This is a genomic window from Streptomyces zinciresistens K42 (assembly GCF_000225525.1).
Lineage (GTDB): Bacteria > Actinomycetota > Actinomycetes > Streptomycetales > Streptomycetaceae > Streptomyces > Streptomyces zinciresistens.
This window is the reverse complement of sequence record NZ_AGBF01000055.1, coordinates 1-20057: the sequence shown is the minus strand read 5'-3', so window position 1 is coordinate 20057 and position 20057 is coordinate 1. Positions and strand designations below refer to the sequence as shown.

Genomic DNA, 20057 nt, shown 5'->3' with positions numbered 1-20057 from the left:
GGTTCAGGACGCGGTCCGCGCCACCCCCTCCGGCAGTCGGGGGCGTCCGGTGGAGTGCGCCGGGCGGGGCGGGGCGGGGGTGTGGATCGGGGTGCGGGTGCCGGTGAGGGGGCGGCCGGTGCCACCGCGGCGGGCCGCCACGATCTCCGCCGCGATCGACAGGGCGGTCTCCTCGGGCGTGCGGCCCCCGAGGTCGAGGCCGATGGGGGACCTCAGGCGGGCGAGTTCCTCCGTGTCCAGGCCCGCGTCGCGCAGCCGGCGCTCCCGGTCCGTGTGGGTGCGCCGCGAGCCCATCGCGCCCACGAAGGCGACCGGCAGCCGCAGGGCGACCTCCAGCAGCGGTACGTCGAACCTGGCGTCGTGGGTGAGGACGCACAGCACGGTCCGCGGGTCGGTGCGCGTGCCGCGCAGATAGCGGTGCGGCCAGTCCACGACGACCTCGTCGGCGTCGGGGAAGCGGGCGCGGGTGGTGAACACGGGGCGGGCGTCGCACACCGTGACGTGGTAGCCCAGGAACTTGCCCGCCCGCACGAGGGCCGCGGCGAAGTCGACCGCGCCGAACACGATCATCCGCGGCGGCGGGGCGCCGGCCTCCACGAGCAGGGTCAGCCCGCCGGGGCAGTGCGAGCCGTCCGGTGACAGCTCGACCGTGCCGGTGCGTCCCGCGTCCAGTGCCGCGCCGGCCCGCGCCGCGGCCGTGCGGTCGAGATCGTCGTGGACACCGAGACCGCCGGCCGTGGAGCCGTCGCCGTGGACCAGGAGGGTGGCGCCGAGCCGGCCGGGCGGCCCGTCGACGACCCGGGCGAGCGCCACCGGCTCCCCCCGGTCGACGGCGTCGAGGGCGGTCCGCATCAGCGCCCTGACGGGGCTGTCCGCGCGCACCGGGGTGACCAGCACGTCGAGGACTCCGCCGCAGGTCAGCCCGGTGGCGAAGGCGTCCTCGTCGCTGTGGCCGAAGCGCTCCAGGGCGCTGTCGCCGCTCTCCAGCGCCTGGGCGCACAGGTCGTAGACCGCGCCCTCGACGCAGCCGCCCGACACCGAGCCGACGACGGCGCCCGACCGGTCCACTGCGAGGGCCGCGCCGGGGCCCCTGGGCGCGCTGCCGCCGACGGACACGACGGTCGCGACGGCGAGGTCGCGGCCGTCGTCCAGCCAGTCCCTCAGCTCCGGGAGCAGGTCAAGCATCGCTGCCCGCCGTGAGCACGCGGTCGGGGCGGATGGGCAGGCTGCGGTGGCGTACGCCGGTGGCGTGCCAGACCGCGTTGGCGATCGCCGCGGCCGCGCCCACGATGCCCACCTCGCCGATGCCCTTGATGCCGACCGGGTCGTCGGGGTCGGTGTCGTCCACCCAGTCGGCCTCGACGCGCGGCACGTCGGCGTGCGTGGCCACGTGGTACCCGGCGAGGTCGGCGCCGACCGGGCCGCCGAACGCGGGGTCCCGTAGGGCCTCTTCGTGCAGGGCCATGGAGATGCCCCAGATCATGCCGCCGGTGAACTGGCCGCGGGCGGTCAGCGGGTTGACGATGCGGCCGGCCGCGAAGATGCCGAGCATGCGGCGCACGCGCACCTCACCGGTGGCCGGGTCCACGGCGACCTCGGCGAACTGGGCGCCGTAGGAGTGCCGTTCCACCGCGGTGAGGGCCGCGAGGCGGGCGGTGGTGTCCGAGCGGACGGTGATGCCCTCGGCGGGGATGTCCATGCCGGGGGCGAGCCGCTCGCGCAGTTCGCCCGCGGCGGCCATGACGGCCATCGACCACGAGCGGGTGCCCATGGAGCCGCCCGCGATCATCGCGAAGCCGAACGCGCTGTCCCCGATCCGTACGGTGACGCGCTCGGGTGCGACGCCGAGGGCGTCGGCGGCGACCAGGGTGAGCGCGGTCCGCGCGCCGGTGCCGATGTCGGCCGCCGCCGTCCGCACGGTGAAGCGGCCGTCGGCCTCGGCGGTGACGGCGGCCGTGGAGGGGGCGGCTCCCGCCGGGAAGGACGCGGCGGCGGTGCCGGTGCCCAGCAGCCAGCGGCCCTCGCGCCGCACCCCGGGCCGCGGGTCGCGCCGTGCCCAGCCGAAACGGCGGGCGCCCTCCTCGAAGCAGGCGCGCAGATTGCGGGGCGCGAAGGGCAGGCCGGAGACCGGGCCGGTGGCCGGTTCGTTGCGCAGCCGCAGGTCGATCGGGTCGATCCCGCACTTCTCGGCGAGTTCGTCGAGGGCGGACTCCAGGGCGAAGGCCCCCGGTGCCTCGCCCGGCGCGCGCATGAAGGTGGGGCTGGGCACGTCGAGCCGTACGACGCGGTTCTCCGTGTGGTGGGCGTCGGCGTCGTACATCACGCGCGCGACGCCGGCGCCCGGTTCGACGAACTCGTAGTGGGTGCCGGTGCGGCTCACCGAGCGGTGGTCCAGGGCGCGCAGCCGCCCGTCGGCGTCCGCGCCGAGCCGGACGCGCTGGACGGTCGGGCTGCGGTGGCCGGCGAGGGCGAACATCTGCGGCCGGGTCAGGGCCACGCGCACGGGCCGCCGCAGGACGGTCGCGGCCATCACGGCGGCGACCTGGTGGGCGCGTACGCCCTTGCTGCCGAAGCCGCCGCCGACGTGCTCCGAGCGGACCCGCACGGAGCCGGGGTCCAGCCGGAACAGGTTCGCCAGTTCACCGACCACCCAGGCGGCGCCCTGGTTGGAGTCGACGACCTCCAGGCGGCCGTCCTCCCAGCGGGCCGTCGCCGCGTGCGGCTCCATGGGGTGGTGGTGCTCCTCCGGAGTCGTGTACTCCTCGTCCACGACGTGGGCCGACGCGGCGAGTTCGGCCGCCAGGTCGCCCTTGTCGGTGACCGCGGGCATGATGCCGTCCGCCGGGCGGGCGTCGGGGCGGTCCCCGTCGAACGCGATGTCGTGCGGCAGCGTTTCGTACTCCACGGCCAGGGACTCGGCGGCCTCCCGGGCCTGTTCGGGCGTCTGCGCGACGACCAGGGCGACGGGCCAGCCGAGGTGGGGCACGGTGTCGTGCTGGAAGACGGCGCAGGTGGGGTCGGGCCTGATGCCCAACAGGCCGACGTAGTCGGTCTCCAGGCGGGGCGCGCTGCGGTGGTCGAGGACGGCGAGGACGCCGGGCATCTCCAGGACGGGGCCGCTCGCGATGTCGCGGATGCGGCCGCGCGCCACGGTGGACAGCACCAGCCAGCCGTAGCCGAGTTCGGCGAAGGGGACGTCGCCGGCGTAGCGGGCGGCACCGGTGACCTTGTCCCGGCCCTCGACCCGGACGTGGCCGGTGCCGACCGCGCGGACGGCGGTGCGCTGTGCGGTGGTCATCGCGCGGCCTCCCCGGTGAGTTCGCTCAGCACGGCCACGGTGAGGTTGTGCATGAGGGGCACCTTGTACCCGTTGTGCGGCAGCGGCCGGGCGGCGGCCAGTTCGGCCCCGGCGGCGTCCGCGTACGTCCGCGCCGTGGCGGGTGCCCCGATCAGGACCCGCTCGGCGGTACGGGCGCGCCAGGGCCGGGAGGCGACCGCGCCGAACGCGAGGCGTGCGTCGCGGACGACTCCGTCGCGGACGTCGAGCGCGGCGGCGACGGAGCCGATCGCGAAGGCGTAGGAGGCGCGTTCGCGCACCTTGCGGTAGCGGGAGCGGGCCGCGACGGGCGCGGGCGGCAGGGTGAGGCCGGTGATCAGGGCGCCCGCCGGGAGCGCCGTCTCGCGGTGCGGGGTGTCACCGGCCGGCAGGTAGAACCAGCCGAGCGGCAACTCGCCCGGCCCGTCGGCGGTTTCGTAGTGCACGACGGCGTCGAGGGCGGCGAGGGCGACGGCCATGTCCGAGGGGTGCACGGCGACGCAGCTGCGGGAGGCGCCGAGGACGGCGTGGTTGTGGTGCTCACCGGTGACGGCCGGGCAGCCGCTGCCGGGTGCGCGCTTGTTGCACGGCTTGGCGGTGTCGGTGAAGTAGGCGCACCGGGTGCGCTGGAGGAGGTTGCCGCCGACCGTGGCCATGTTGCGCAGCTGGCCGGAGGCACCGGCGAGCACCGCCTGGGCCAGCACCGGGTAGCGGCGGCGGACCTCGGGGTGGGCGGCGAGGTCGCTGTTGGTGACCGTGGCGCCGATCCGCAGCCCGCCGTCCGGGGTCGGCTCCACGCGGTCCAGGGGCAGTTCCCGTACGTCGACGAGGCGGGCCGGGCGTTCGACGCCGCTCTTCATCAGGTCGACCAGGTTGGTGCCGCCGGCGAGGTAGCGCGCGTCCGGGCGGTCGTCGAGCAGAGCGAGGGCGCCGGGGACGTCGGGGGCCCTGCGGTAGTCGAACTCCTTCACGCGACGGCCTCCCCGGACTGCGCGGGCACGACCGCGGCGGCCGTGGCGGCGTCTGCCCCGGCGGCCCGTGCGACGGCCTCGACGATGGACGTGTAGGCGCTGCAGCGGCACAGGTTGCCGCTCATGCGCTCCCTGATCTCCTCGGCGGTCAGGGGTGCGGCAGCGGCGGCGGGGCGTACGTCGCCGGATGCGGCGCTCGGCCATCCGGCGGCGTGCTCGGCGAGCATGCCGATGGCCGAGCAGATCTGTCCGGGCGTGCAGTAGCCGCACTGGTAGCCGTCGAGATCGAGGAACGCCTGCTGCACCGGGTGGAGTCGGCCGCCGTCCGCGACGCCCTCGATGGTGGTGATCTCGCGTCCTTCGGCCGCGACGGCGAGTTGCAGGCAGGCGACCGTCCTGCGGCCGTCGGCCAGCACGGTGCAGGCACCGCACTGCCCCTGGTCGCAGCCCTTCTTGGTGCCGGTCAGGTCGAGGCGCTCGCGCAGGGCGTCGAGCAGGGTGGTGCGGTGGTCGACGGGCAGCGTGTGCTTCTCGCCGTTGATGTGCAGGGTGATGACGCTGGACGTCGGTAAGGCCATGAGCAACTTCCTTCAGGCATGCGGTACATGGGGTGAGCCGGCCTCGGGCACGGGCCCGGCGGACTTCCCCCGGTCGCGTGGCGAGGGGGGGCGGGGTGCTGGTCGCGGGTGGGGGCTCCCGGACGCCCCGGGAGGGGCGGCGGGGCGGACGGGACAGCTCCGACAGCGACGCGGACCGCCGTACCGACCGCGGCCGGAGCCAGTGCCGCGGCAGGCGTCGTTCACCCCGCCGCGGCACTAGAGTGGAGCCCGACCGGACAACCGTCCGCTACCCGGAAAACGTAACGGACAGCTGTCCACTTAGCAAGGCGCGCTCCCGCCACGTGCCTCTAGGAGTGACGAGTGCAGCACAAGAAGGACACCCCTCTGCGCTCGGACGCGCAGCGCAACCGCGAACGCATCCTGTGCGTCGCCCTCAGTGAACTGACGCGGTGTCCGCAGGCCCCGCTCAGCGCCATCGCCAAGAAGGCGGGTGTCGGCCAGGGCACCTTCTACCGCAACTTCCCCAACCGCGAGACCCTGGTCCTGGAGATCTACCGCCACGAGATGGGGCAGGTCGCCGACCACGCCTCGCACCTGCTGCGGGAACTGCCGCCGCAGCAGGCCCTGCGCACCTGGATGGACCGGCTGGCCGAGTTCGCCATGACGAAGGCGGGCCTCGCCGACGCGATCCGGCTGGCCACCAGCACGCCCGGCGGACCGGCGAAGCCCTCCCCCACCCCCGTCGCAAAGGCGGCCGAACTGCTGCTGCGCGCGAACGAGGAGGCGGGCACGATCCGTCCCGGCGTCACCGCCGACGACTTCGTCCTCGCCATCGCCGGTCTGTGGCAGCTGACCCCGGACGAGGACTGGCGCCCGCGCGCGGCCCGGCTGCTCGACCTCGTCATGGACGGACTGCGGGCGGGCGCGCCCCGGCCCTGATCCGGGGGCGGGTGCGGGCGGCCCCGCGCGCGGGGCGCGAGATCGGCGGGCGGCCCCACCGTCGCCGCCCGTCGCGGGTCCGATCCGCCACAGGCACCACATGGGCGAGCCGGGGGGCGGCGGGAACACCGCCGACGGCGCGGTGCGGCCCCTGCCCGCGGCGGCCGCCGGCACGGTCACCCGCGGACCGTGGTCCTTCAGCGGCACGCGCTGGGCGCGCCCGGCACCGCCGTCGCCGGACAGGCCCGGCGCGAGCGGGCCGGCCGGACACCCCGTCGCGGGGGCGTCCGGCCGGCCCTCCCCGGATCAGGCGTACGGGATGGTGAGGACCGATCCCGTGCCGGCCTGGAGGGTGGAGGGGCCGTTGCCCAGGGCGCTCCACACCTCGACACGGACCGTGCCGCCCCGCAGGTCGCCCAGTGTGCCGGTGGCCGAGCGCAGTCCCTGCCGCGCGGCGGAGTACTCCTCCCAGCCGGGCACCGGGTCGGTGGCGAAGTAGCGGTAGGTCTCGACCCGGTCGAAGGACCCGTCACCGGTCAGGTCGTACGACACCCGGGCCTGCTGCGCGTACCCGACGGCCGCGCCCGCGTCCACCTTGAGGGTGAAGGCGGTGGCGGCGCCCGGTTTCAGGGTCCCCTTGACGTTCTTCACCTCGTAGACCAGCGGGTTCGCCGGTGTGCCGTCCTGGTTCACGCCCCCGGCCGAGGGGATGGTGTCGGAGGTGCCCGTGGCGGCGGCGTCCGTGGCGAGTCTCCCTCCGGTCCTCGGGTAGAAGGTGTCGCCGGTGACGTACGGCGGCGGGGTGACTCCGGTGGTCGTCACCCTGGCGGTGCCGCCGGCCGGGCCGACCTGGTCCGCCGTGTCACGGGCCCGGACGCTGTAGCCGTACGCGGTGCCGGGGGTCAGCCCGGTGTCGGTGTACGTCGTCCCGGTGACCGTGGCGACCTTCGCGCCGTCGCGCAGCACGTCGTAGTTCTTGACGCCCTTGTCGTCGGTGGCGGCGCTCCAGGTGAGCCTGACGGAGGTGTCGGTGACGCCGCCCGCGACGGGGGTGCCCGGGGCGGTGGGCCTCTCGTCGTCCGACGGCCCCCCGCCGCCCGCTCCGCAGAGCGTGCCGAGCCGGGTGTCGCCGCCCGTTCCGGACGCGGTGGACTTCGCGGGGACGTTCAGCACGGCTCCGTCGGAGAACAGCACCGAGCACGCCTGGGAACCGTAGTTGTGCGCGGCGTACGTGGTGGTGCCGTTCCCGGTGAAGGCGACGGCCGTCGGGGTGTTGGCCGTGACGCTCATGTCGGGTGCGCCGAGGGAGTTCAGCGTGGCGATCCAGTGGTAGGTGTGCGCCTTCGTCTCGCCCGCCTCGGGGGTGTACCCGCCGCTCCCCTGGTTCCACTGCTCCATCGCCTTGCCGGGGTCGTAGAGGGCCTGCACCTCCCAGAAGACGTCCCGCCACTCCACGGCGGGGCCGCCGTTCTCCCTCTCCATCTCGGCCACGCTGCGCCGGAGCATGTCCTTCTCCCGGGCCAGGGGCAGCGAACCACCCGTCACGGGAAGGAAGTTGATGCCGTGGATCTCCTCCGGGTTGGCGGTCCACCAGGTGGAGTGGGCGCCGCCGCTGCCCCAGACCATGCCCACGACGTCGTTGTTGAAGTTCTGCGGGTAGACCTGCTGGTCGGCGTCGAACCAGTACTGCGCGATCGCCTCCGACTCGGTCGTCAGCATGTAGACGCCCTGGTCGCGCAGCGCCTTGTCGCCCGTGGCCGACCCCCAGAGGATCAGTGCCGCGCTGAGGTTGACCGACTCCGACGACGACTCCTGGTTGTTGCCCGCGGCGAACGCGGAGTGCCCGGAGGCCCAACTGTGCCCGGCGTACACGTCGAAGCCCCTGAGGAAGGGATAGGCGGAATCGTTCCGGGAGGGGTTGGCGGCGTCCTTCACGAGTTGCTTCACCATGCCGCCCCACTGCGAGTCGGCGGCCCACGCGGGGTCGTACTGCGCGACGATCGCCGCCGCCATGACGTAGTAGGAGTAGTGGAAGTGATGGTCGTTCAGCTCTTGGTCGCTGCCGTAGGAGGCCGGGTAGCCGATGAGCGTGCGCCATTCCTTGTCGTAGGAGAACTCCGACGCCCCTCCGACGGTGAACCACTCCTCCAGGCGGCCCTTGATCAGGCCCAGCAGCCGGTCGCGGCTCGCGGTCTCCCCGATCTGGTCGGCGATGGGGACGAGTTGGGCGAGCTTGCCCAGCGCCTTGCCGGTCCAGTAGGTGTCGACGGCTCCGCTGAACGGATCGCCCTGCGTCAGCACCTCGTCGATGTACGTCTTCAGTCTGGACTTGTCGACACCCGGGGCGCTCGGCAGGCCCGGCAGCACGCCGTTGACCTTCTGGGTGGTGGTGAAGGAGGTGCCCTCGCGGACCTTCATCTCACCGCGCGGCGAGACGTAGCTGTATCCGGTGAGCGGGTCGGTGGTGTTCAGCCACTGGTGCCGGTACAGCGCCTGGAAGGTGCCCCGCTCGGTGCCCTCCTTGGCCTCGGTGGTCAGCGTGTACGTCGCCTTCACCTCACCGGCGCCCTCGGCGTACTGCCAGTCGACCTTCGAACCCGTCACGAAGCTGAAGGCGTACTTCTCGAAGGCGGCGAGGGCCTCCTTGTCGGGCAGGACGGCCAGGGAGAAGTAGTCCTTGCCGCCGAGGCCCGCCCGGATGTCGGTGCCGGAGACGGTCCAGTCGCTGCCCGTGGGGGCGAACAGGCCGTAGTTGCGGCCGGAGATGGTCACGCCGAGGACGTTGCCGCGGTCGGCGAAGACGGTGGGCGCGGAAGCGGTGCTGATCTGCGCGGCCCCGCCGGTCCCCTCGGCGTACACGTACGGCATGCCGTGGCCGATGGTCGTCCGCAGGGTCCGGGTCCCGTCGTTCCAGTACGGGGTGACGGTCCAGTCGCTCCAGCCGTCCGCCTTCGCGTCGGGCGAGTTGAGGCCCGCGAGCCCGAGCGTCAGGTCCGCCTTGTGCGGGTACTCGTACTGGCGCCCCTCACCGACGATCTGAGGTGTCGTCGGGTATCCGACCTCCAGGCCGCCGGCCACCGCCTTGTAGGTGAAAGGCTGTGCGTACATGTTCTCGGACCAGGGGTTGCCCGGGTACCGCTGGTAGGCGAGGGAGGACCACCAGTCGTTGGTGGGCACCGGCTTGTCCGCCATGGCGGGGGTGACCTTCGGCTTGACGGGCCGGCCGGTGCTGTCGGTCGGGCCCTGCTGTCCGGGCGGCCGGACGTCGCTGTAACTCCCCCTGCCCACATCGATGGTGGCGGCGGTGGCGACGTCCGCGCCGACGGTCGTCGTCAGACCACCGGCGGCCGACAGGACGGCCAGGACGGCCAGACACCTGCGGAATCTCATCGAGCCTCCTTTCTGAGAGCGCTCTCAAGGGTGCCGTCAACGTAGGGGCGCGAGGGTGAACGGTCAACGTGTTGCGCAGGATGGGCTTTTCGGCGGTGCAGAGCGCCTTGGGGGCGAACGGCGTTGCGGATGAGGGGTGTTGGGGGTTGTGGGGGGATTGGTTCGGCGGGGCCGGACGCGGATCGGGCGGGTGGGGCCGAGCGCGTGACCCGCACCTGCGCCCGCGGCGCCGCGGGCCCGCCGGACAAGGTTCCCCGAAAGGGCCGTTGGACACCAGGGCAGGGTGAAGCATGGTCGGTATGAACCGCTTCCTCGACAGGCTCGACCCCGACATGTGCGTCGTCACCGCCACGTCCGGCGGCGAGCGGGCAGGGTGTCTCGTCGGCTTCGCCTCGCAGTGCTCCATCCGGCCGACGCGGTTCGTGGTGTGGCTGTCGAAGGTGAACCGGACCCATGAGGTCGCCGCGGCCGCCGAATTCCTCGCCGTGCATCTGCTGACCCGGGACGAGCACCGTCTCGCGGCTCTGTTCGGCGGCGAAACCGGCCACCTGGCCGACAAGTTCGCGCGGGCGGCCTGGACCAGCGAGTACGGCGGCGCCACGGTCCTGCGCGACGCCTGCGCCTGGTTCGTGGGCAGGATCGAGCGGCGCGTCGACGGGGGCGACCACACGGGCCACGTCCTCGCCCCCGTGCAGAGCGGCGCACACGGCGCGACGCCCCACGGCACTCCCCTGCTGCGGATGGCGGACGCGCGGACCATCGATCCCGGCCACCCGGTCGACTGAGGAGCCGCGGGCGCGGCCGGTGCGGGGAAACACCGGCCGCGCCCGCGGCGTACGGGGGAAATCCTGGGGTCACACGGACCGGCCCGCGCGTCCCAGGCGCAGGGCGGAGACGAGGAAGAGGACACCGCCGAAGAAGGCGTAGCCGGCCAGGCCGCTCACGGCCGCGCCGCCCTTCCCGGCCTGGGCGACGAACGACGCCCCGGCCAGGGTGGAGATGCCGCCGCTGACGATCATCGGCCACTGGCCTCCCAGCCGGCGCCGGAGGGCCCCGACGATCAGCTGGACGGCACCTGCCGTGACGGCCCAGGCGCCCCAGACGCGCAGGACCGCCGGGACGCCCGACGTGGCGGCGACGGCGAGCCCGACGGCGGCGAGGGTGCTCAGCACGACGTTCAGGTACAGGCCGCGCACGGGACCGTCGTCCGCCCTGGCGGACCGGATGTCGACGACGGCCGCCGCGACGTCGAACAGGGGGTACACCACCAGGAGCGTCGCGCTCAGCGGGCTGAGCGTGCCGCCGACGGCGAACAGCAGGGCCGCCCACACGGCGGCGAACGCGAAACGCGTGAAGTACAGCTTCCGCAGGGCCGCGGGAACGCCGGCGGGAGCGGTGGCGACGAGGGTGTCCACAGTGATGCCTTTCGGTGACGGTGCGTGCGTCGATGCGGGACGCGTGGGGCATGAGGTGCGCCGGGTGGCGCTCCGGGCGCGGAGGGCCGACCTCGAACGGCGCGAGGAAAGTCGTGAGGGAGGCCGCGAGGCAGGTCGTGAGGGAGGTTGCGAGCGGGATCGCGGGGGAGAACGTTCGGTCTCTTGCCTGAATCTAAGGGGACCCGGCGGCCGACTGTCAAGACCGAACGTTCTCCCTCATGAATTTGGTAGCCTCTGCCCCATGAGTCGGGGCACACAGAGCGGCAGCACGTCCGAAGCGCGCGGAAGGCTCCTCCACGCGGCGACGAGGACCTTCTACGCCGAGGGCATCCACTCCGTCGGGGTCGACCGGATCATCGCCGAGGCGCAGGTCACGCGGGCGACGCTGTACCGCCACTTCGCGGGCAAGGACGACCTCGTCCTCGCCTATCTCGACCTGGCGGACCGGGGCATCCGCGACCAGGTAGCGGCCGCGCGGGCGAGCGCGGAGTCGGCGCCCGACAAGGTGCGCGCCGTCGCCCGGTCCCTCGTCGACGGCATCCGCTCCCCCGGGTTCCGCGGCTGCGCCTTCCTCAACGCGGCCGCCGAGTATCCCGACCCGGCCCACCCCATCCACCGGGCCGTACTGGCGCACCGGCAGTGGTTCCTCGACACGGTCACGGAACTCCTGGCCGAGTGCGGACACACCCCCGCCGACGCGGCCGGCCGCCACCTCGTCATGCTCCGGGACGGCGCGATGGCCTCCGGCTGCCTCTTTGACCCCGCACTGGTGGGCGACACCTTCCTGGCGGGCGTCGAGGGCATCCTCGGAGCACGGGCCGCCTGAGAGGCACCGCCCCGGCCGCCCCCGGGACGTCCGCCCCCACTGCGCGGGGAGGTGCCGCGACGGCCGGGACGAGTACCCGACTCGCCTCCCGCCGGACGCTCAGGCCGCCTCGGCGGGACCGGCAGGCCGCCTGCGGAAGGGCACGCAGGCGCCGGCGAGAGCGCCGAGGAGCAGGACGACAGGCGGCAACGCCGCCCAGGCGGGCGCCTGTCGGAGGAGAACGGCGGACAGCGCGGCACCCGCGGCGAGTCCCGCGAACCGCAGCGGCACCCAGAGGTCCGGGCGACGCCCGGCGACCCCTCTGACGAGGTACGTGGCCAGGGTGCCCGTCAGATAGGTGGTCGGCGCGGCGGCCCGCCCGGCGGCCACCATGGCGGCGGACTGCATGCCCATCGCGAACCCGGCGCCGGTCTGAAGGACGTCCCGGACCGGCCGGGCGGGCGCCCCCTCGGCCAGCGCCCAGGCCAGTGCGCCGACAGCCAGCAGTGCGGCCTCGACGCACAGGACGAGCAGGACGCGGCGGCTCCAGCGGGCCTCCGGTGAGGTGTGGCCGCGCAGGACCGGGGCGACGGCCAGCGCGCCCGCCGCGAAGCCCGCCAGCGCCAGCACCGCGGCGGTGACGTCGACTTCCTCGCCCTGCCCCGCGGCCATGCCGAGCAGGGCGAGATTGCTGGTCATGACTCCCGCGAACACGTGGTCGAGGCCGAGGAAGGAGACGGCCTCCAACGCTCCCGAGGCGGCCACGAGCAGGACGACGGCGAGGTGCAGGGCCTTGCCGTCCGGGCCGTCCGGGCCGTCCGGGCCGTCCGGGCCGTCCGGGCCGTCCGCCGGCTGCGGCGGTGGCGCTCCGGGGGCGGCCCCCTCGGCCGTGTCGTCACTCATGGCGACAGATCGTAACCTTCCGTGATCCCGGGCGGCGCACTCCCGCACGCGAGGGATCCCTTCCCGGAACTCCGGCGGAGCGTCCGGTCGTGCAGTGGACCCGCTCGGGCCGCAGACCGGAGATCCCGCACGGGCGGCGAGGCGGGGCGGGCGTTCCCCCTGCCGGCGCCGCGTGCACGCCGCCGCCTGCGCCTCGCGAGCGGGGCGGGGCGGGCGCATTCCCGGGTTCCCGGGTTCCCGGGTTCCCGGGTTCCCGGGTTCCCGGGTTCCCGGGTTCCCGGGTTCCCGGGTTCAGGCGGCGGGGTCCCCGCGCACGCGCAGGGTGGACGGTTCGCGGAAGACCGGCTGCACGGGGCGGTGGGACGGTCGGGGTGCGGGCGCGGCGCCAGCAGGCGTTCGAGCAGGCGGCCCGGGACGATCCATCCGGGTCTCCACGCGCGCGGGGCGGGCAGCGAGGCAGTGGTACGGGCCGTGGGCGAAGGCCGGCTGGAGGCGCGCGTCCTGGCGGCGGAAGGCGAGGAGGCGGACATCGGCGTCTTCTACCGGCAGGGCGCCCCGGTGTTCGCCCCCGCCACCGCCGCTCCGGCCGGCCCGCGCACCGCGGGAGTCCTCGACCCGCCGGCCTGACGAACCGTCAACCCGAGCCGCTCAAGGCCCGGTCGGGCGGCCTCCCGATGGCCTCGACCGCGCCCGCGGGTCGTCCCGGTGAGGCGGCCCGTCCCGGCCGTCGTACCCGGGACGGCATCGCTCCCGGCCCAGGGCCGCCGGCCGCCGCCCCGCGAACTCCGCAGCACGGCGGCGGTCCTTGCGGGACGCCCGAGGAATGGCCGCAGGAGGACCTGGTACCGCGGGGCGGCCTCCCGGGAGGCCGCCCCGCGGGTCGTCCCGCGCGGGCTGCCACCGTCCCCGCCCCGCACTTCCCGCGCCCCGCCGCGAACTCCCCCGGTACGCCGCCCCGTACTGCCCGCGTACTCCTCGCGCACTCCCCCTGGACAGGTCGGTGCGCGCGTGCTCTGATGCCAACGGCCGCAATTTCTAACGTTGTAGAGAATCGTGATCCCCGCCGGACCCCCTCCCCCCGGGGGGTCGCCGCAGGGCCGGCCGGCCCTGCGGCGACCGCTCTCCACGGCCCGGCGGGGGCGTCACGTCCCCTGCGACGGCAGCGGTGTCCCCCACCGGCTCCCCCTCCGGAAGGCAGGTCTTGCCCATGTCCCTCAGCAGACGGACGCTGCTCGGCGCCGGCTCCCTCACCCTCGGTGCCGCGGCACTCGGCGCACCGCTCGCCCCGGCCGCGGTCGCGGCGCCCTCCCGGGCAGCCGAGACGCGCGTGCCCGACAGGTTCCGGCGGCTGAAGCCGGGGAGCATCACCGCACGCGGATGGCTCGCCGGACAGCTGAAGCTCCAACTCGGCGGTCTGCACGGGCGGTTCGAGGCGGGCTCCCACTTCCTCGACTTCTCCGCGACCGGCTGGGTGCGTCCCGAGCGCAGCGCCTGGGAGGAGGTCCCCTACTGGCTGCGGGGCTACATCCCGCTTGCCGTCGCCACACGTGACGCCCGTGCCCTCGCCCGGTACCGCGAGTGGGTCGACGCCATCCTCGCCACGCAGCAGAGCGACGGGTTCTTCGGGCCGCGCGCCCTGCGCACCTCCCTGAACGGCGGCCCCGACTTCTGGCCGTTCCTGCCGCTGCTGCAGGCACTGCGCAGCCACGAGGAGTACTCCGGCGACCAGCGCGTCGTGCCGTTCCTCGTCCGGTTCCTGCGGTTCATGAACGCCCAGGGGCCGGGCGCGTTCAACTCCAGCTGGGTGTCGTACCGCTGGGGCGACGGACTCGACATCGCGGTGTGGCTGTACCGCCGTACCGGTGAGGCGTTCCTGCTCGACCTCGCGGCCAAGATGCACACGTACGGCGCCGACTGGACCGGTGCCGCGCCGAGCCGGCACAACGTCAACATCGCCCAGGGTTTCCGTGAACCGGCGCAGTACGCGCAGATCGCGGAGTCCGCCGACCTCACGCGCGCGACCTACCGGGCCTACGACGCCGTCATGGCCGAGTACGGCAGGTTCCCCGGCGGCGGGATCGCGGGCGACGAGAACTTCCGGCCGGGGTTCACCGATCCCCGTCAGGGCTTCGAGACCTGCGGCATCGTGGAGTTCATGGCCAGCCACGAGTTGCTGACGCGCATCACCGGTGACCCGGTGTGGGCGGACCGCTGCGAGGACCTGGCGTTCAACATGCTCCCCGCCGCCCTCGACCCGCAGGGCACGTCCGTCCACTACGTCACCAGCGCCAACAGCGTCGACCTCGACAACCGGCCCAAGACCCAGGGCCAGTTCCAGAACGGCTTCGCCATGCAGGCGTTCCAGGCCGGCGTCGACCAGTACCGCTGCTGCCCGCACAACTACGGTATGGGCTGGCCGTACTTCACCGAGGAACTCTGGCTCGCCACCCCCGACGGCGGTCTCGCCGCGGCGCTCTACGCGCCCAACTCGGTCCGCACCCAGGTCGCCGGCGGTACGACCGTGACCCTCACGGAGACCACCGACTACCCCTTCGGGGACACGGTCACCCTCACCCTGTCCGCACCCCGCCCCGTGCGCTTCCCCCTGCACCTGCGCGTCCCCGGCTGGTGCCGCGGACCCGAGGTCCGGGTGAACGGCACCGCGGTCACCGCCTCGGACGGCCCGTCCTGGGCCCGCGTGGAGCGCACCTGGCGCGACGGCGACACCGTCCGCGTCCGCTTCCCCCAGCAGGCCCGGCTGCGGACCTGGTCCCGTGCGACCGGTGCCGTCAGCGTCGAAAGGGGCCCGCTCACCTACTCGTTGGAGATCGGGGAGCGCTACGAACGCATCGGCGGCGACGCCGTGTTCCCCGCCTACGCGGTCCAGGCGACGACGCCGTGGAACTACGGCCTCGTCCCGGACACACCGCTCACCGTCACCCGCACCGGTACGGCCGTGCCGGACCAGCCCTTCACCCTCCAGGCGGCGCCGGTGCGGATCGCGGCGCGGGCCCGGCGGGTACCGGAGTGGATCGCGGACGACGAACGGGTCGTCGCACCGCTCCAGCAGAGCCCGGCCCGCAGTTCGGCGGCCGTGGAGACCGTCACCCTCGTCCCGGCGGGAGCGGCACGGCTGCGGATCACCTCGTTCCCGACGGCGGCCCCCGACGGCAGGCAGTGGACACCGGAGCCGCCCTTCCGGCGCCTGGCGAACAAGAACAGCGGCAAGGTCCTCGCCGTGGACGGGATGTCCACCGAGAACAGCGCGCGAGTCGTGCAGTTCGCCAACACCGGTACCGGCGACCACGCGTGGCAGCTCGTCGACAGGGGCGAGGGCTGGTGCCTGATCCGCAACGGGCACAGCGGCAAGGTCCTCGGCGTCGACCGCATGTCCATGGAGAACAGCGCGCTCGTCGTGCAGTTCGAGGACAACGGGACCGCCGATCACCTCTGGAAGCTGGTCGACAACGGCGACGGCTGGTACCGCGTCCTCAACAAGAACAGCGGCAAGGTGCTGGGCGTCGACGGCATGTCGACCGCCGACAGCGCGCAGGTGGTGCAGTTCGACGACAACGGCACGGCCGACCACCTGTGGCGCTTCCTGTGAGAAACGACGGCAGCTGACCCCTGGGGGTGGGACGCCACCCCCAGGGGGCGGCGGTCGTGAACCGCCTTCCCTCCGTGGCACGAAGGCGTGCCGCTCCGCACCCGCCCCGGGCCGCGGACCGGCGCCGGGCCCCGCAACACCCCTGCCACGGGGCCCGGTTCGGCCTCGACGGGCGGGGCTGTCAGTAGTACCCCTTGCTCCCGTCGAGGAGCCGTCGGTGTCGACAACTCCCCCGTCAGCGGCCTCTCTTCCGTCCGCAGCCCCGAGAGGCTGACCCGGGTTGAGGCCGGGACGCCCCTCGCCTCCCGTCGAGTCGGTCGCGCGCGACGGGTTCGCGGCGCCCCGCGCGGGGGCGGACGGGAAAAGCCTTTGACGCGCGGCTCGCCGGTCGCCGATGGTGTGCGGGTCGCCCCGGGGGCGGCGCCGCGCGCCCCCGTGCCCGGTGCCGGGGGCCCGCGTCGTCAGCGAGGGAGTCAGTGTGATCGTCGTGTCCGCCGCCTCGGGCGCCTTCGGGCGTCTCGTGCTGGAGCGTCTGTCGGCCCGGCCCGGAGGTGAGGAGATCGTCGCGGCGGTGCGCGACCCGGGCCGTCTCGGGGACCTGGCCGCAAGGGGGGTCCGGGTCCGCCGCGGCGACTACGACGATCCGGACACGCTGCGCACGGCCTTCGCCGGCGCCGACCGGCTGCTGCTGATCTCCTCGCCGGAACTCGACACGGCCCGCCGGATCGGCCAGCACCGGGCCGCGGTCGACGCGGCCCGTGCGGCGGGTGTCGGTGCCGTCGTCTACACCAGCTTCCTGGGCGCCGACACCGGGGCCGACGGGCTCACGGCCGCCCACCACGCCACCGAACTGGCCCTCGCCTCCAGCGGGCTGCCGCACACGCTGCTGCGCCACCCCTTCTACAGCGAGGCGTTCCTCGGTCCGGCCCTGCACGCCGCCGTCGCCGCAGGGGAGTTGGCCGACCCGACCGGCGGACGGGGCATCAACACCGCCTCCCGCGCCGACCTCGCGGAGGCAGCCGTACGAGTCCTGACGGACAATCAGCACATGGGCCGGGCGTACGACTTCACCGGCACCCGGTGGACCTACCCCGACCTCGCGCGGGCGCTCTCGCGCGCCTGCGGCACCCCCGTGGCGCTCCTGCCGCAGCAGGACGGTCCGGGCGGCGCGCTGGGCTGGCTGTACGGCCAGGTCCGGTCGGGCGCACTGGAGCGCCACACCGACGATCTCCGCGATGTCCTGGGCCGCCCGCCCACCTCGCTGGAGGCCGCCGTCAAGGCGGTTCTCGCCCCGGCCCCGGGCGCGGCCGGACCCGCCTGAGACCGGATCCGCCTGAGAACGGGCGCGGCCGGATCCCGGGCGCGGGCGGCAACGCCCCGCGTGGACCGTCAGCGGGGGACAACGCCGTTCCCGGCAGGCATGGTTCCTCAGTAGGGAAGCCCGTCGGTGACCGCCTGGAGTGCGGTGTGCAGACAGGCCGCGAGCGCGTCCGGGGATGCCTCGGCGCCTTCCGCGCACCGCGCCGCGAAGTCCTCCGCGGCGATGCGCAGTGCTCCGTTGACCATGTTCGCGTGGACCTTCACCCGGAGCCGGTCGGGCGGGAGACCGGCCCGGACGGCGATCAGTCCGGCGATGACCGGCAGCGCGTCGTCGTGGGCCTGCAACCAGACGGCGCGCAGGGCAGGTTCGTCGGCGGTCATGCGGATCAGATCCAGGACCGCCGGGTCGACGGCGGGCAGGGTGCCGCGCCGGCAGCGGTCCGTGAGGTGGTCGAGGAGCGTCGACTCCGCCGGCCAGTCACGGAGTTGTTCGGTCGCGGCGTCGAGTCCGGCCGTCAGCAGGGGCCGCACGCAGCTCTCCTTGGTGGGGAAGTGGCGCCACAGCGTGCGGGACGAGACGCCGACGGCTCGGGCGATCTGCTCGCCGGTGGTGCCGGTCACGCCCTGGGCGGAGAAGAGCCGTACGGCGGTACGCGCGATCTCCAGCCGGAGGGCCGCTCTGCGCCGCTCAGCCAGCGGCAGGGCCGGGGCGGGCTCGCTCCCGGCGGTCCGGATCCCGGTCGTCTCGCCCACTGCCGCCCCACGTCGCCGCGCCACTGATCACCGCAGCATAGTGGCGCACACACAAATGACACACGCAGACATCTTGTCACTGAGTGACACACAACCCTACTCTCCAGTATCCGACCCGCCGGTAACTCCGGTGCCGTGTGGGCCGGTTCCCCGTTCCGGGGTCGCGTGGTCAGCATGGCGGACGCAGGTCACAAGCCGCACCCGTCCGCCTCGGGGGCGCCCCTCCCCCGGCATGCGCCGTCGCGCGGCGGCACGTCCCGGAAGCGGCGGGCACCCGGCGCGATCCGTGTCCCGGTACCACCCCTCTCCTCTTTCCCTCCCGCCCCCTCCCTCCCCCACCTCGCGCGCGCCCTCCCCCGCCGGTGCGCCCGGCAGCGCGCGTACCCTCCGACGCAGCAAGGAGTGAGCCGCATGATCCCCACCGCAGACTCATGTGACGCCGTGCCCCCTGACGGGCCCGGCGACAGCCACGAGCGGGCCGGGCGGCTTCGCGCGCGCATCGCGCCGGGCGGCCGAACCGCCGCCTGCGCACTGGCCGTCGCCGCGTTCCTCGGAGCGCAGGCGCCACCCGCGAGCGCCGCCGGTGCGGCCCCGGAGCCGACCGTGTCGCGGGGTGTGCCGATTCCGCCGTTCTACCGGCCGCCCGCGACGCTCCCGACGGCCGACGGCGCCCTCGTGCGCACCGAACCCCTGCCCCTGGCCGTGAGCCTCACCGGGCTCGACGGCCGGCCGCTGCCCGGCACCGCGACCCGGCTGATGTACAAGTCCACCGGCGCCGACGACAGGCCCGTCGCGGTCACCGGCGCCTACATCGAGCCGTCCGCCGCCTGGCGGGGGAAGGGGCCGCGCCCGCTGGTGGCCCTGGCGCCGGGCACCATGGGGCAGGGCGACCAGTGCGCCGCCTCGCTCGGCCTGGAGAGGCCGATCGCCTTCAACGGCCGTACGGTGTCCGTGGGTTACGAGGACATCGCCGTCTACCGCCTGCTCGCCGAGGGGGTGGCGGTCGTCGTCACCGACTACGCCGGACTCGGCACGACCGACCGGGTGCACACGTACGTCAACCGGGTCGAGGGCGGACACGCGCTCCTCGACGCCGTCCGCGCCGCCCGCCGGCTGCCGGGGTCCTCCGTCACCCAGGACTCGCCCGTGGGCCTGTACGGCTACAGCCAGGGAGGCGGGGCCAGCGCCTCGGCCGCCGAACTCCAGCCCTCCTACGCCCCGGACGTCACCCTCGCGGGCACCTACTCCGGGGCTCCGCCCGCCGACCTCGCCGCCGTGGTCGAGGGCATCGACGGCAGCGCGCTCGCCGGAGCCCTGGGCTGGTCGGTCAACGGCTTCCTCCAGACCGATCCCGAACTGCGGGCCGTGGCCGACAGGACCCTCAACGCGGCGGGCCGCAAGGCCCTCGGCGACCTGTCGACCATGTGCGTGGGCGACGCCATCCTCGGCTACGGCTTCCGCAGAAGCACCTCCTGGACGGTCGGCGGCCGGTCCCTCACCGACGTCGTGCAGAGCGAGCCCCTGCTGCGCCGGACCCTGGACGCCCAGCGCATCGGGCGCCTGCGGCCCGCAGGACCCGTACGCGTGGTCACCGGCGTGCGCGACGACATCGTGCCGTACGCCCAGTCCCGCCGGCTCGCCGCCGACTGGTGCGCGAAGGGCGCCGACGTCACGTACAGGGCGCTTCGGCTGCCCGACCTCGGCGACGGGCTGCTGCTGAACCATCTGGCCCCGCTCCTGCTCGACCAGGGCGACGCCGTCTCCTGGCTGACCGACCGCCTCGCCGGCACCCCGGCCGTCTCCAACTGCCGTTCCCTGCCCGGTCAGCCCTGACCCCACCAGCGGCCGGGCCGCACCCTTCTCCCACGCCGCGTGCGGCTCGGCCCCTCTCCCGGACGCGGCCGCCCCCTACAACGGCCCGCCCCCATGGCCGTCGACTGCGCCTGGGGCGGCCGTCCGGCGTGCACGGCGCCCGCCTTCCCGCCGGGCCGGACGGGCCGGAGCACCGCCGGCGCCACCCCGCCCGGCCGGCGGGGCCGCCCGTTGCGCCGATCGGG

Annotated in this window: 15 protein-coding genes; 7 read left to right on the top strand and 8 right to left on the bottom strand. The window is 74.5% G+C overall.

Annotated features, from left to right (window positions below):
* Positions 1 to 3: 3 nt before the first annotated feature.
* The 4 genes from SZN_RS17525 to SZN_RS17510 are packed head-to-tail and all read right to left on the bottom strand — an operon-like array spanning position 4 to position 4865.
* Positions 4 to 1185 carry an XdhC family protein gene (locus SZN_RS17525; protein WP_007496805.1) on the bottom strand — a complete coding sequence of 394 codons (1182 nt, stop codon included), beginning with the start codon at positions 1183 to 1185 and terminating at the stop codon, positions 4 to 6.
* A complete protein-coding gene (locus SZN_RS17520; protein WP_007496802.1) occupies positions 1178 to 3298 on the bottom strand; it encodes a xanthine dehydrogenase family protein molybdopterin-binding subunit in 2121 nt (706 codons plus the stop codon). Before SZN_RS17520 ends, SZN_RS17525 begins: the two co-directional genes overlap by 8 nt.
* Positions 3295 to 4287: an FAD binding domain-containing protein gene (locus SZN_RS17515; protein ID WP_007496800.1), complete on the bottom strand. Its 993-nt coding sequence runs from the start codon at positions 4285 to 4287 to the stop codon at positions 3295 to 3297. The genes SZN_RS17520 and SZN_RS17515 overlap by 4 nt, the downstream gene beginning before the upstream one ends.
* A complete protein-coding gene (locus SZN_RS17510; protein ID WP_007496798.1) occupies positions 4284 to 4865 on the bottom strand; it encodes a (2Fe-2S)-binding protein in 582 nt (193 codons plus the stop codon). Before SZN_RS17510 ends, SZN_RS17515 begins: the two co-directional genes overlap by 4 nt.
* A gap of 342 nt (positions 4866 to 5207) precedes the next feature.
* Here SZN_RS17510 and SZN_RS17505 point away from each other — a divergent pair, with 342 nt between their 5' ends.
* Entirely contained in the window at positions 5208 to 5786 is a 579-nt protein-coding gene (locus SZN_RS17505) for a TetR/AcrR family transcriptional regulator (protein ID WP_007496796.1), read from the top strand.
* A 306-nt stretch (positions 5787 to 6092) separates the two neighbouring features.
* On the opposite strand, the gene SZN_RS17500 is transcribed toward SZN_RS17505, so the two are convergent.
* Positions 6093 to 9176: a glycosyl hydrolase gene (locus SZN_RS17500; RefSeq protein WP_007496794.1), complete on the bottom strand. Its 3084-nt coding sequence runs from the start codon at positions 9174 to 9176 to the stop codon at positions 6093 to 6095.
* A 290-nt stretch (positions 9177 to 9466) separates the two neighbouring features.
* Here SZN_RS17500 and SZN_RS17495 point away from each other — a divergent pair, with 290 nt between their 5' ends.
* On the top strand, positions 9467 to 9961 hold the full coding sequence (locus tag SZN_RS17495; RefSeq protein WP_043731352.1) for a flavin reductase family protein: 495 nt from the start codon (positions 9467 to 9469) through the stop codon (positions 9959 to 9961).
* A gap of 69 nt (positions 9962 to 10030) precedes the next feature.
* On the opposite strand, the gene SZN_RS17490 is transcribed toward SZN_RS17495, so the two are convergent.
* Positions 10031 to 10591, bottom strand: coding sequence for a hypothetical protein (locus tag SZN_RS17490; RefSeq protein WP_007496790.1), 561 nt, complete (start codon positions 10589 to 10591; stop codon positions 10031 to 10033).
* Between the two features lie 262 nt (positions 10592 to 10853).
* On the opposite strand from SZN_RS17490, the gene SZN_RS17485 reads away from it, so the two are divergent.
* Positions 10854 to 11438: a TetR/AcrR family transcriptional regulator gene (locus SZN_RS17485; RefSeq protein WP_007496788.1), complete on the top strand. Its 585-nt coding sequence runs from the start codon at positions 10854 to 10856 to the stop codon at positions 11436 to 11438.
* 99 nt (positions 11439 to 11537) lie between these two features.
* Here SZN_RS17485 and SZN_RS37680 read toward each other — a convergent pair whose 3' ends face one another.
* Complete coding sequence (locus SZN_RS37680; RefSeq protein WP_007496786.1) at positions 11538 to 12320, bottom strand: DUF1275 family protein; 783 nt, start codon at positions 12318 to 12320, stop codon at positions 11538 to 11540.
* Positions 12321 to 12791: 471 nt separating this feature from the next.
* Here SZN_RS37680 and SZN_RS41450 point away from each other — a divergent pair, with 471 nt between their 5' ends.
* The 3 genes from SZN_RS41450 (at position 12792) to SZN_RS17470 (ending at position 17248) form a co-directional block, all read left to right on the top strand.
* Positions 12792 to 12947 (top strand): hypothetical protein, encoded by a 156-nt coding sequence (locus SZN_RS41450; RefSeq protein ID WP_167546313.1) that lies wholly within the window; start codon positions 12792 to 12794, stop codon positions 12945 to 12947.
* Between the two features lie 580 nt (positions 12948 to 13527).
* Positions 13528 to 15927 carry a beta-L-arabinofuranosidase domain-containing protein gene (locus tag SZN_RS17475; protein WP_007496782.1) on the top strand — a complete coding sequence of 800 codons (2400 nt, stop codon included), beginning with the start codon at positions 13528 to 13530 and terminating at the stop codon, positions 15925 to 15927.
* Positions 15928 to 16405: 478 nt separating this feature from the next.
* A complete protein-coding gene (locus SZN_RS17470) occupies positions 16406 to 17248 on the top strand; it encodes an NAD(P)H-binding protein (protein WP_007496781.1) in 843 nt (280 codons plus the stop codon).
* Between the two features lie 107 nt (positions 17249 to 17355).
* On the opposite strand, the gene SZN_RS17465 is transcribed toward SZN_RS17470, so the two are convergent.
* Entirely contained in the window at positions 17356 to 18000 is a 645-nt protein-coding gene (locus SZN_RS17465) for a TetR/AcrR family transcriptional regulator (protein ID WP_007496779.1), read from the bottom strand.
* Positions 18001 to 18411: 411 nt separating this feature from the next.
* Between SZN_RS17465 and SZN_RS17460 the strand changes: the two genes are divergently transcribed.
* Positions 18412 to 19833 (top strand): lipase family protein, encoded by a 1422-nt coding sequence (locus SZN_RS17460; protein ID WP_007496777.1) that lies wholly within the window; start codon positions 18412 to 18414, stop codon positions 19831 to 19833.
* The last annotated feature ends 224 nt before the right edge of the window (positions 19834 to 20057 follow it).

Bases quoted from the DNA above. Each gene is read 5' to 3' on its own strand.
- SZN_RS17525 (WP_007496805.1), bottom strand. From the start codon at position 1,185: ATGCTTGACCTGCTCCCGGAGCTGAGGGACTGGCTGGACGACGGCCGC.
- SZN_RS17520 (WP_007496802.1), bottom strand. From the start codon at position 3,298: ATGACCACCGCACAGCGCACCGCCGTCCGCGCGGTCGGCACCGGCCAC.
- SZN_RS17510 (WP_007496798.1), bottom strand. From the start codon at position 4,865: ATGGCCTTACCGACGTCCAGCGTCATCACCCTGCACATCAACGGCGAG.
- SZN_RS17500 (WP_007496794.1), bottom strand. From the start codon at position 9,176: ATGAGATTCCGCAGGTGTCTGGCCGTCCTGGCCGTCCTGTCGGCCGCC.
- SZN_RS17495 (WP_043731352.1), top strand. From the start codon at position 9,467: ATGGTCGGTATGAACCGCTTCCTCGACAGGCTCGACCCCGACATGTGC.
- SZN_RS17485 (WP_007496788.1), top strand. From the start codon at position 10,854: ATGAGTCGGGGCACACAGAGCGGCAGCACGTCCGAAGCGCGCGGAAGG.
- SZN_RS37680 (WP_007496786.1), bottom strand. From the start codon at position 12,320: ATGAGTGACGACACGGCCGAGGGGGCCGCCCCCGGAGCGCCACCGCCG.
- SZN_RS17475 (WP_007496782.1), top strand. From the start codon at position 13,528: ATGTCCCTCAGCAGACGGACGCTGCTCGGCGCCGGCTCCCTCACCCTC.
- SZN_RS17460 (WP_007496777.1), top strand. From the start codon at position 18,412: ATGATCCCCACCGCAGACTCATGTGACGCCGTGCCCCCTGACGGGCCC.